Source organism: Cryobacterium glaciale, from assembly GCF_004402535.1.
In the GTDB taxonomy this organism is placed as follows: Bacteria; Actinomycetota; Actinomycetes; order Actinomycetales; family Microbacteriaceae; genus Cryobacterium; species Cryobacterium glaciale.
On sequence record NZ_SOEY01000034.1, the window covers coordinates 58699 to 70260 of the forward strand.

The window sequence follows — 11562 nt, forward strand, 5'->3', positions numbered from 1 at the left end:
ATCCGCTTGTCGGGCGCTCCGCCCAAGCAACGCCGGGCTCGCGCCTTTCCCCGCGCCGAACCCCGTGACACCCCCGTAGGCTAGGGACATGGCTGAACGCACCCCCTGGTCCCTCTCCGGCGCACTGCGCGGAATGTTCGCGAAGAAGACCATCGACGCCGACACCTGGGACGACCTCGAGGATGCCCTGCTGCAGGCCGACTTCGGTCCCACCGTCACCGACGCGGTCATCGCCGACCTGCGCGCCAAGGTCGCCAAATACAACACGACCGACCCGACCGACCTCCAGCGGATGCTCCGCGAAGGCATCGAAGAGCGCCTCTCGGTTCTCGACTCCACCCTCACACTGTCCGAGCGCCCCGCGGTTGTACTCGTCGTCGGGGTCAACGGCGTCGGCAAGACCACGACGATCGGCAAATTCGCGAAGTTTCTCAATACCTACGGCCGGAGCGTCGTGATCGGCGCGGCCGACACGTTTCGGGCCGGGGCCGTCGAACAACTATCGACCTGGGCCGAACGCGCCGGCGCGCAGATCGTGAAGCCGCAGATGACCGGCCAGGATCCGGCATCCGTCGCCTTTCAAACGGTCGAGAAGGCGAAGAACGAGGGCATCGAGATCGTGCTCATCGACACCGCCGGGCGGCTGCAGACCAAGGGCGGCCTGATGGACGAGCTCACTAAGATTCGCCGCGTCGTCGAAAAGCAGGGGCCGATCGCCGAGGTGCTGCTCGTGCTCGATGCCACGACCGGCCAGAACGGGCTCGCCCAGGCCGAGGCCTTCATCGAGCACGCCGGGGTGACCGGCCTCGTGCTGACCAAGCTCGACGGTTCAGCGCGCGGCGGCTTCGTGCTGGCGGTGCAGGAGAAGACCGGCATTCCGATCAAACTGGTCGGGCAGGGTGAGGGTATCAACGACCTTACCGGTTTCACCCCGCACGTGTTCGCGCAGAAACTCGTCGGCTGATGAAGAACTTTAGAGGAGCACTATGAGCATCGAACACGATTTCTTCGGAATTCTCGGCGACGAAGACGAGGGCGAGGTCTACTGGTCGGATTCGGCCGAGCTCGGCGACCAGAGCGTCGAAATCGACCTCAGCTCGCCCGATGAAGATTCGGTCACCGCCGAAGCGCTCGACATTGCCGCTGCCATGATCGGCTCGATGGAGGACCTCGACTCCCAGGTGCGGGAGTCCCTCGTCGCCGACTTGTCGGCCGAGGTCTCGGTGACGAGCCAGTACATCAGTGAGCAGCTCGAGGAGATGGACCAGGAGGCGATTGAGAACGCCATCATCTGGGATTCCGGCGACCAGCAGATTGACTTTCTGCGCTCGCTGCGCCTGCAGCGCATCGGCTTTCACCCGCACCACAACGGCAGCGAGGCGCACTTCGCCGTACTCGAATATGCCATCAGCCCCGACGACACCGACGGCCTGCTCGTCGTGACGATCGACGTGCACGGCGACACCGTACTGGTGGCCCTAGACAGCTAACTCTTTTCTTCCCGGGCCCGGGCCCGGAAACCGGGCCCATGATCTATCGTGGGCCCGCTTCCCGAAGGTGGGCCCGGAGCCCGCCGGCTACCCGAGGTGCACCGCAGCCCCCGCGCCGAGCAGGTCCTCCTTGCGCGGACGCACCAGGAAGAACGCAATGGGCGCCGCCGCGAAGATAATGATGGCCGCCCACAGGAAGGCGGACTGATATCCGCTCACGAGCGCACCGAGCGCAGCCGCCTGCGACGGCACCTTACCGACCAGGTACGTACTCACGGCAGCGCTGTACAGCGCGGTGAACAGGGCTGTCCCGAGCGATCCGCCGATCTGCTGCATGGCCGTCACCGCAGCGCTCGCCGCACCGGCGTCATGCTCCGCGATCCCCGACAGCGCCACATTCTGCAGCGGCACGAAGATCATCGCGAGGCCGGCTCCGAGCAAAATCAGCCCCGGCAACACCTCGAGCGCATAGTTGCCGCCCACCGTGATCTGCGTCATCCAGAGCAGCCCGGCCGCGCCCACGATCGGTCCGACGGCCATCGGTATGCGCACGCCGGTGCGGGCCAGAAACTTCGACAGCAGGCCGGCGCCGATCATGATCGTCACGGTCATCGGCAGTGAAGCGATACCGGACTGAATCGGGGCATACCCCAGCACTATCTGAAAGTACAGCGTGAGAAACAGCAGCCCGCCGAGCAGCGCGGCGCCCGAGAGCAGCGCCGTCAGGAAGGCCCCGCCACGCACCTTGTTCGCCATAATGCGAAGCGGCAGCAGCGGATGATTCGACCGGCTTTCCACCAGCACGAACAGACCGAGCAGCACCAGTCCCAGCGGGAGGCAGACGAGCACGGGCCACGTGCCCCAGCCATTTTCCGCCTGCGCGAAGCCGAAGACCAGGGATCCCAGCCCGAGCGCGACGAGAATAGCCCCCGGCACGTCGTACCGGGTGTTGCCGTGCGCCTTGCTCTCTCGAATCACCGGGATAGCGGCCGCAATCGCCACGACGGCGATCGGCACATTCACGGAGAGGCACCAGCGCCAGCTCGCATACTCGGTGAGTACCCCGCCGAGAATGAGGCCGACGGCCGCGCCGCCACCGGCGATCGCGCCGTAGACGGCAAAGGCCTTGATGCGGTCCTTGCCGCCGGGAAAGTTCACGGTGAGCAGGGCAAGCGAAGCCGGTGCGAGCAGCGCGGCGAACAGTCCCTGCAGACCGCGGGCGGCGAGTAGCTCCGAGGTGCTCTGGGCGGCACCGCCGAGGGCGGAGGCGATGGCGAACCCGGCCATGCCCACGATGAAGGAGCGCTTGCGCCCCCAGAAGTCGGCGATGCGCCCGCCGAGCAGCAGAAGGGCTCCGAACACGAGCGAGTACAGGGTGACGACCCAGGTGCGGTCGCCGTCGCTCATGCCGAGCGCTTCCTGCGCTTGGGGGAGCGCGATATTCACGATCGTGCCATCGAGCACCACGGTCAGCTGGGCGAGCGCCACGATGGCGAGCAGCCACCAGCGTCGCGGGTTGGCCTGGGTTAGCAGAGCGGATGTCGCGGCCGCGGGCGGCGTGGCCCGCGCTTCTGCGGTCTTGGCTGGAGCGGTGGGGGAGTCTGATGGTTCGGTACTGGATAAATCGGTACTCAAGGGTGGGGTCGACATGGGACCGACTCTATCGCGCAAACCGAACGAACCAGTTCGTTTTGTGTGAATATTTCGCTATGATCGAGATATGGCACGCGACGGAGCAGACCCCCAGGCCCGGATTCTTGAGGCGGCACGCACGGAATTCGCCGCCTACGGCCTCGCCGGAGGGCGCATCGATCGCATCGCGAAGCGTGCGTCGGCGAGCAAGGAGCGCTTGTACGCCTACTACTCCAACAAGGAACGGTTATTCCTCGAGGTGCTTGAACTGAACCTGCGCGAGTTCGCGAGCGACGCCGTGCTCACCGACCACGACGTGCCTGCCTTCGCCGGAGCGCTGTTCGATCACGCGGTGCTGCACGGTGACCACCTGCGCATGATCGACTGGGCGCGGCTCGAATCCGACGGCACATGGCGGCCGGCCCTCGAAGTCATGCTCGGCTATCGCGACGAGCAGGTGCGCCGCATCCGCTTGGCGCAGGAGGCGGGACGGGTCGACGCTGCGTGGGACCCGGTTGAGCTCATGACGCTCATCTTCGGTATCGCCTCGGCCTGGGTGCACGAGCCTGGCGCTTCCCCGGCCCCCGGCGGCATTCCCGACCCGGCAGCCATGGCGGGCCGCCGCACCAACGTCATCCGCGCGGTCGAGCGCCTGATCGCACCGTGTGCAATCCGGCCGATAAACTGACACCATCATGGCTACTTTTGGAAACCTCTCAGATCGTCTTGCCGAGACGTTCAAAAACCTCCGCACCAAGGGCAAACTCAGTGCAGCGGATGTCGACGGCACCGTCCGCGAGATCCGTCGCGCCCTGCTCGACGCCGACGTGGCCCTCGAGGTCGTCAAGGACTTCACCGGCAAGGTTCGCGAGCGCGCCCTCGGCGACGAGGTCAGCAAGGCTCTGAACCCGGCCCAGCAGGTCGTGCAGATCGTCAACGACGAGCTCATCACGATTCTCGGTGGCCAGCAGCGTCGGCTCGAATTCGCCAAGAAGCCGCCGACCATCATCATGCTCGCGGGCCTGCAGGGTGCCGGTAAGACCACCCTCGCCGGCAAGCTCGCCAAGTGGCTCGCCAAAGACGGCCACACCCCGCTGCTCGTCGCCGCCGACCTGCAACGCCCCAACGCCGTCACGCAGCTGGAAGTCGTCGCGAAGCAGGCCGGCGTCGCCGTGTACGCGCCCGAGCCCGGCAACGGCGTCGGTGACCCGGTCAAGGTGGCCCGCGACGGCGTGAAGTACGCCCTGCAGAAGGTGCACGACGTGGTCATCGTAGACACAGCGGGACGCCTCGGCGTCGACGCCGAGCTCATGAAGCAGGCCGCAAATATCCGCAAGGCGATCGATCCCGACGAGGTGCTCTTCGTCATCGACGCCATGATCGGCCAGGACGCCGTCGCCACGGCCAAGGCCTTTCAGGATGGCGTCGACTTCACCGGCGTCGTGCTCACCAAGCTCGACGGCGACGCCCGCGGTGGCGCGGCGCTCTCGGTCGCCTCGCTCACCGGACGCCCGATCATGTTCGCCTCCACCGGCGAAGGCCTCGACGACTTCGAACCGTTCCACCCCGACCGCATGGCCGGCCGCATCCTCGACCTCGGTGACATCCTCACCCTGATCGAGCAGGCGCAGGGCGCGTTCGACGAGGACGAAGCCCGCAAGGTCGCCGAGAAATTCGCGACCGACACCTTCACCCTCGACGACTTCCTCGGCCAGATGCAGCAGCTGCGCAACATGGGCTCGATCAAGAAGATGATGAGCATGCTGCCCGGCGCCGGCGCCATGAAGCAGCAGCTCGAGAACTTCGACGAGCGCGAGATCGTGCGTACGGAGGCCATCATCCAGTCGATGACCAAGCTCGAACGCACCACCCCGAAGCTGCTCAACGGATCCCGCCGCCTGCGCATCGCGCGCGGATCGGGCTCGAGCGTCACCGAGGTCAACCAGCTCGTGCAGCGCTTCGAGCAGGCCGCCAAGATGATGAAGACCGTCGCCAAGGGCGGCATGCCCAACATCCCAGGCATGGGCCCGATCCCCGGCGCCGGCTACGGCGGCAAGCCCAAGCAGGTCGCCAAGAAGAAGGGGTCCAAGTTGGGCAACCCGGCGAAGCGTGCGGCCGAGAATGCCGCGATCGCCTCGGGCGTCAAGCCCGTCGGCGAGACTGCGTCAGCGGATGCCGCTGGCTCGGGTTTCGGCCTCGGCTCCGGCGCCCAGCCCGGCAAGGGCAAAGCCGGCGGCCCCACCGAAGAGGAAATGGCCGCCCTACAGAAAATGCTCGGCCGGTAGCCCTTCCGCCCCCTACCCGCGCATATTTCCGGACGGGGCCCGGGCCCCGTCCACGAACGTGGCACGTGCCCCGCGCATAACTCCTGCAAATCGTGACCGCCAGAAGACCGATCCCTGTAAAACACTGGGATCCGCGGCGTTCGCTTAAGAAATTGCAGGAGTTATGCGCGGGCGGTGGCCCGCGGGTGGTGCTCAGGGCTGCCAGCGCCCCTCACCTAGGCTGAAAGCATGACCCCGACAAACCAGAACGTACGCATCGGCGTGCAGATCGCGCCGCAGCACGCCGAGTACTCGAAGATTCGCGACACGCTCACCGAGGTCGAGACGCGAGGCTTCGACGTGGCCTTCAACTGGGACCACTTCTTTCCGCTCACCGGTGAGCCCGACGGCCTGCACTTCGAATCCTGGACCATTCTCGCCGCCTGGGCCGAGCAGACCACGACGATCGAATTCGGCGCCCTGGTCAACTGCAACAGCTACCGCAACGCCGACCTGCAGGCCGACATGGCCCGCACGATCGACCACATCAGCGGCGGACGCTTCATCTTCGGCACCGGCGCCGGCTGGTTCGAACGCGACTACCGCGAGTACGGCTACGAGTTCGGCACCCCCGGCACCCGGCTGAACGCCCTCGACGACAGCCTGAACCGCATCGAAGCCCGCTGGGCCACTATCAACCCGCCACCCACCCGCGACATCCCCGTACTCATCGGCGGTGGCGGTGAAAAGAAGACCCTGCGCATCGTCGCCCAGCATGCCGACATCTGGCACTCGTTCTCCAACCCTCAGGTGCTCGAACACAAGCTCGGCGTGCTCGGCGCCTGGTGCGACGAGGTCGGCCGCGACGTGAAAGAGATCGAGATCTCCACCGAGCTGCGCGGTCGCACCGTGCACGACGCCGACGCCCTCTACGACCTCGGTACCCGCCTGTTCACCGTCGGAATCACCGGCCCCGACTACGACCTGGGCAAAGCCATCGACTGGCTCGCCTGGCGTGACAGCAAGAACACCTGACCCGACGAAAGCGGATGCTGCGCCCCCGCGCGACCAGCCCGCCTATTTCCCGAGCCCCTGCGCCAACTCGTGACTGAGCGCCGCGACCACCGCCGGCAGGCTGCCGCCCGAAGCAGCGGCGACGGCCAGCTGCCGCTGGTAGCTGCCGCCGTCGTTGATGATGCGGTGCAGTCCGAGCAGCTCCGGCAGGCAGCCGAGCCGAACGGCTACGGGGGCGAGGGTCTCGATGAGGCGACGCACGTCATCCGTAACGAGGCATTCGGCGCCGAAAGCATCGAGAATGATCTCGGCCTCGAGACCGTAGCGGGCTGCCCGCCACTTGTTCTCGCGCACGAACCACGGCTGCATGCGCGGCACAGGTTTGCCCGCGTCGAGGCGGGTAGACATCCACTCGACCAGGCACTGGATGAACGCGGCGATCGCGCCGAGCTCCACGGTGGTCGAGACGCCGTCGCAGACCCGAATCTCAATCGTGCCCCAGCGCGGTGACGGGCGAATGTCCCAGCGCACCTCGGTAACGTCCTCGATGATGCCGGTCACCGCCATGTCGTCGACGTAGCGCTCCCACGCCTCCCAGTCGGACAGGTCCCACGGCAGGCCGGCGGTCGGCAGCTGCTGGAACATGAGTGAGCGGTTGCTTGCATACCCGGTGTCGACGCCGGCCCAGAACGGGCTCGATGCGCTGAGCGCCTGCAGGTGCGGCACATAGGTGAGCAGGCCGTTCATGATCGGAATGACCTTGGCCTTGTCCTCGATGCCGACGTGCACGTGGATGCCCCAGATCATCATGTTGCGTCCCCACCACTGGGTGCGGTCGATCAGCTTGTGGTAGCGGGCCTTGTCGGTGACGGTCTGGTCGAACCACTGCGCGAACGGATGCGACCCGCTGCAGATCACGTCCACCTCGCGTTCCGCAAGGGCGCGACGTACCTCACCGAGCTGGCCCGCGACATCCGCTACGGCGTGGCCGACGGTGTCATGCACCCCGGAGACGAGTTCGACCGTGTTGAGCAGCAGCTCGCCGGTAATGGTGGGGTGCGGAGAGCCGTCGGGGCCGCGCAGGACGTCGAGCACCTCGTCGGCGATATTGACCAGGTCGCCGGTGGCGCGGTCGACGAGGGCGACTTCCCACTCGATGCCCACGGTGGAGCGGGCGGATCGGGCGAATTCCAGTGACACGGGGTACTCCTTGGGTGGGCCGGTGAAAGCCGTAGACGGCCGATTGTCGGGTTTCGATTAACACCGTGTGCGTAATCTCTGACACAATGATTAGTCGCGATCCGTTGTGCCCGACCCTCTATCTCGGTGCAACGTGATCCTATAGAGCTTATGCCGAGTGTGCCCCCACGCTCACGGCCCAAGGTTCGCCAAACACCGAATCAACACTGGAGAATTGTGGCTGTCAAAATCCGTCTGAAGCGCATGGGCAAGATCCGTGCACCGTACTACCGCATCGTCGTTGCCGACGCGCGCACCAAGCGCGACGGTCGTGTCATCGAAGAAATCGGCATCTACCACCCCACGGAGGAGCCCTCGGTCATCGAGGTCAAGTCCGAGCGTGCGCAGTACTGGCTCAGCGTCGGCGCCCAGCCGACCGAGCAGGTTGCTGCACTCCTCAAGCTCACGGGCGACTGGGGCATCTTCAAGGGCGACAAGAACGCCAAGAGCACCGTCAAGGTGAAGGAACCGAAGGCTGCTTTCGTCGCCGACGAGAAGAAGAAGCCGGTTCTCAAGCCCAAGGCCGAGAAGCCGGTCGCCAAGGCCCCCGAGGTTGCTGCCGAAGCAACCGAAGAGGCGTAACTGTTGCTTGCTCCCGCGCTCGAACACCTCGTCAAGGGGATCGTTGATCACCCGGACGATGTGCACGTTGCAGAAAAGAATTCGCCGCGAGGCGAGGTGCTCGAGGTTCGTGTGAACCCCGAGGACCTCGGCCGGGTCATTGGTCGTGCGGGTCGCACCGCCAAGGCCCTGCGTACCCTCGTTGCGGCTCTGGCCGATGGTCGACGCGTTCGCGTCGACGTCGTCGACACCGATTTCTAGTTCAATGAACTACAGCCAGTGAACGACGCGACAGTGGACGATAGCGAGAAGGACCGCACCCAGCAGTTACGGGTGGGGCGCCTGACCAAGGCTCACGGCCTCAAGGGAGCAATCAAGCTCGAACTGTTCACGGATGACCCGGGACGACGTTTCGTCCCGGGTGCCGTGTTCACCCTGCAGGTTCCGACCGGTTCGGCCTGGCACGGCAAGACGATCGAACTCGTCGAGCTGCGCTGGTACAACCAGCACGCGGTCGGATTTTTCAAGGATGTCCCCGACCGCTCCACGGCTGAAACGCTCGCGAAGGCGATCCTCTGGATCGACGCGGACGTCGCCGAGCAGTCGGACGAAGAAGACGCCTGGTACGACCACCAGCTGGTCGGCCTCGCCGTCATGCGCGACGGTGTGCGCATCGGCACCATCGGTCGCCTCGAGCATATGCCCGCACAAGACCTGTTGATCGTGAAGACGCCCACCGGCGATGTCATGATCCCGTTCGTGAAGGCCATCGTTCCGAGCGTCGACGTGAAGAACGGCCTGGTCACGATCACGCCGCCGCCCGGGCTGCTGGAAGAGCTGCCCGAGGACCCCGCCGACGCCGAATCGGCCGACTCTCACGCTGCTGAAGCCGATGCCGACGCCGACGCCGAAGCGGATGCTGTGACCGATTCTGAAACGGATGCTGCGGCATCCGCTCCCACCGCGTCCTAGCCTGATTTCCGTCACGCGGGACTTGCGCCGCTACGCGGGAGGTAAAACTGCCGCGCACTGGCTTAGCTCCCGCGTAGCGCGATACGCGGGACTTCTGGTCATACCCTAAGTCCCGCGCACTGGCGCAGCCCCCGCGTAGCGAGCTTGGCTGGCACGCCTGGGATACTGTAAGTCCCGCGTTCTGGCGTAGCTCCCGCGTAGCGCGACCCCTTGAGTGGGCTGCCCGCTGCTTCAAGTCCCGCGCACTGGCGGAACCCCCGCGCGCCGGCGCAGCTCCCGCGCAAGGTGAGGCGCCGGCCACGAGTGGCGCAGTGCCGGCTACACGTTGAGCCGGTAGCCGCGCTTGACCACGGTCGCGACGAGCCCGGGCACGCCGAGCGTCTGACGCAGTCGGCTGAGCGAGACCTCCATGGCGTGATCATCCGAGTCACCGGCCAGCGCGAGCGTGAGATCCTCGCGGGAGACGACCGCGCCGCGAGCACGCACGAGCGCCCGCATGATCGCGAGGGCCGTCGGCGGCAGCTGCACGTGCTCCTCGCCGACCTGCACGATCGAACCGCGCAGCTGCACCAGCCCGTTCTGGGTGTCAACCCGCTCGATCATGTTCTGTTCCAGGTGTTCGCAGACCAGCCGAATCAGCGCGCCCATGCGAAACCGGGTCGGCTGGATCGGAGCGATCCCGGCCGCGATGAGCGGCGCGCTGGTCACCGGGCCGACGGCGGCGGCGCACACCTCGGATCGCAGGGCCGCAATCAGCTCGGGGTAGACCTCCATGCCCTCGGCCGCGGTGAACAGGGCGTGCACGGCCGGCGCGCTCGTGAACGTGACGCAGTCCAGCTGGCGCGAACAGATGGCCTCGACCAGCTTGTAGACGCGCTCATCGGTGTCGTCCATGGCGATCCAGCGGTACGGCGCGACCACGAGCACGCGCTCATGCACGGCACGCAACCGGTCCAGCTGCACCTCGTCGGTGGCCCCATGCACCTGGATACCGATCACGAGCCCCGGCGGATACTCGGCCAGAACCTTGTCGACGAGCGACGCGGTCGTCTCCGAATCGCTCATGCCGGAGTCGTTCAGCCCGGTCGCACGAATGCCGCCGCGCGCTTTCGGCCCCCGCACCAGAATGGTCGTCTCGGCCAGGACATCGGTCAGCTCGGATCCGATGCCATCGGCCTCGGCCACCTCGAACCAGCGCCGCACGCCGTAGCCGGTCGTCGCGAGCAGGATATCGGGCCGTGCCGCGATCATCAGGCGGGTGTCCTCGAGCAGCGGGCCGTCCTGCTGCGAGTGCGCGATGCGCAGGGTCGGCGCGTGCACGACCCGAGCACCGCGCCGCTCGAACGCGTCGATCAGGTCGCTCGAGCGGCGATCGCTCGTGACCCCGATGCGAAAACCCTCGAGCTGGTTCGGCTGCAGAAAGGGGGCCGCGACCTCGATCGGCTCGGCGGCTCCCGGCATGCGCACGTGGTGCGCGTTCAAATCCGGTGCGGTCGCACGAGTCACAGCGGATGCCTCAGCGCCTCCCGAGACACCGCTCGCTCCCAAGACACCGCCCGCCTCGTCGTTCGTCCCCGCCATCAGTCGCTCACCGCGAACTCGGCCGCGCGGGCCACGAGGTCTTCGGCAGCAGAATCGCCGCTGAAAGCGAGGCGAACGACCTCGCCGACGACCAGAACGGCGGGACTGCGCACGCCCGCCGCTGCGGCATCGGCCAGCACCGTCGACAGTGTGCTCACGGTCGTACGCTGGGTGGCGCTGAACCCGCGCTCGATGATGGCCACCGGCATGGCGGCAGGCATGCCGTGGCGCAGCAGGCCCTGGCTGAAGGTCGGCAGGGTGCCGACGCCCATCAACACGACGATGGTGCTGCCGAGCAGGGTGAGACCCTCGAGTTCGTTGTCGGTGAGCGGCGCGTGGCCGCTGATCACGGTGAAGGCGTGGCTGATGCCGCGGTGGGTCAGCGGAATCCCGGCCGCCGCCGGCACCGCGATCGCGCTCGTGACGCCCGAGATCACGGTGACGGCAATACCGTTGCGGTGGCAGGCGAGCACTTCTTCGCTGCCGCGACCGAACACATAGGGGTCGCCGCCCTTCAACCGCACCACGCGCTGGCCGGACAGGGCATGCTCGACCATGAGGTCTTCGATTCCGGTCTGGGAGACCGGGTGGCTGCCGGCGCGCTTGCCGACGTCGATGAGGGTGGCCTTGGGTGCGAGGGAGGCGAGGTCGTCGTTCGGCGCGAGGCGGTCGAACAGCACGACATCCGCTTGCTGCAACGCGGTGACGGCGGCGATGGTCAGAAGCTCGGCGGTACCGGGGCCGCCGCCGACCAGGGTGACCGACCCGGTGCTGACTGACCCAGCCGTACGGGAACTCTGGGCTGTCAT

The 11562-nt window shown here is 66.6% G+C and carries 12 protein-coding genes; 8 read left to right on the forward strand and 4 right to left on the reverse strand.

Features of this window, described 5'->3' with window-relative positions:
* Nucleotides 1–88 precede the first annotated feature (88 nt).
* Nucleotides 89–964 carry a signal recognition particle-docking protein FtsY gene (gene ftsY, locus E3O06_RS16565; protein ID WP_134504528.1) on the forward strand — a complete coding sequence of 292 codons (876 nt, stop codon included), beginning with the start codon at nt 89–91 and terminating at the stop codon, nt 962–964.
* A gap of 22 nt (nt 965–986) precedes the next feature.
* Nucleotides 987–1490, forward strand: coding sequence for a DUF2004 domain-containing protein (locus E3O06_RS16570; RefSeq protein WP_134504530.1), 504 nt, complete (start codon nt 987–989; stop codon nt 1488–1490).
* Nucleotides 1491–1577: 87 nt separating this feature from the next.
* On the opposite strand, the gene E3O06_RS16575 is transcribed toward E3O06_RS16570, so the two are convergent.
* A complete protein-coding gene (locus E3O06_RS16575; RefSeq protein WP_134504532.1) occupies nt 1578–3140 on the reverse strand; it encodes an MFS transporter in 1563 nt (520 codons plus the stop codon).
* 70 nt (nt 3141–3210) lie between these two features.
* Between E3O06_RS16575 and E3O06_RS16580 the strand changes: the two genes are divergently transcribed.
* The 3 genes from E3O06_RS16580 to E3O06_RS16590 all read left to right on the forward strand — a co-directional run bounded on the left by E3O06_RS16580 (nt 3211) and on the right by E3O06_RS16590 (nt 6421).
* Nucleotides 3211–3810 (forward strand): TetR/AcrR family transcriptional regulator, encoded by a 600-nt coding sequence (locus E3O06_RS16580; protein ID WP_134504534.1) that lies wholly within the window; start codon nt 3211–3213, stop codon nt 3808–3810.
* Between the two features lie 7 nt (nt 3811–3817).
* Complete coding sequence (ffh, locus tag E3O06_RS16585) at nt 3818–5407, forward strand: signal recognition particle protein (protein WP_134504536.1); 1590 nt, start codon at nt 3818–3820, stop codon at nt 5405–5407.
* 228 nt (nt 5408–5635) lie between these two features.
* Nucleotides 5636–6421: an LLM class F420-dependent oxidoreductase gene (locus E3O06_RS16590; RefSeq protein WP_134504538.1), complete on the forward strand. Its 786-nt coding sequence runs from the start codon at nt 5636–5638 to the stop codon at nt 6419–6421.
* Between the two features lie 42 nt (nt 6422–6463).
* On the opposite strand, the gene E3O06_RS16595 is transcribed toward E3O06_RS16590, so the two are convergent.
* Nucleotides 6464–7600 carry a glutamate--cysteine ligase gene (locus E3O06_RS16595; RefSeq protein ID WP_134504540.1) on the reverse strand — a complete coding sequence of 379 codons (1137 nt, stop codon included), beginning with the start codon at nt 7598–7600 and terminating at the stop codon, nt 6464–6466.
* A gap of 216 nt (nt 7601–7816) precedes the next feature.
* On the opposite strand from E3O06_RS16595, the gene rpsP reads away from it, so the two are divergent.
* Genes rpsP through rimM form a run of 3 tightly spaced genes read left to right on the forward strand, consistent with a single transcriptional unit; the run spans nt 7817 to nt 9172 of the window.
* Nucleotides 7817–8221 (forward strand): 30S ribosomal protein S16, encoded by a 405-nt coding sequence (rpsP, locus tag E3O06_RS16600; protein WP_092341199.1) that lies wholly within the window; start codon nt 7817–7819, stop codon nt 8219–8221.
* Between the two features lie 3 nt (nt 8222–8224).
* Nucleotides 8225–8461 carry an RNA-binding protein gene (locus E3O06_RS16605; RefSeq protein WP_035879344.1) on the forward strand — a complete coding sequence of 79 codons (237 nt, stop codon included), beginning with the start codon at nt 8225–8227 and terminating at the stop codon, nt 8459–8461.
* 33 nt (nt 8462–8494) lie between these two features.
* Nucleotides 8495–9172 carry a ribosome maturation factor RimM gene (rimM, locus tag E3O06_RS16610; RefSeq protein ID WP_241980350.1) on the forward strand — a complete coding sequence of 226 codons (678 nt, stop codon included), beginning with the start codon at nt 8495–8497 and terminating at the stop codon, nt 9170–9172.
* Between the two features lie 318 nt (nt 9173–9490).
* On the opposite strand, the gene E3O06_RS16615 is transcribed toward rimM, so the two are convergent.
* Both E3O06_RS16615 and cobA read right to left on the reverse strand, forming a co-directional pair.
* Nucleotides 9491–10633: a uroporphyrinogen-III synthase gene (locus E3O06_RS16615; protein ID WP_134504720.1), complete on the reverse strand. Its 1143-nt coding sequence runs from the start codon at nt 10631–10633 to the stop codon at nt 9491–9493.
* A 119-nt stretch (nt 10634–10752) separates the two neighbouring features.
* Nucleotides 10753–11562, reverse strand: coding sequence for a uroporphyrinogen-III C-methyltransferase (cobA, locus tag E3O06_RS16620; RefSeq protein ID WP_134504542.1), 810 nt, complete (start codon nt 11560–11562; stop codon nt 10753–10755).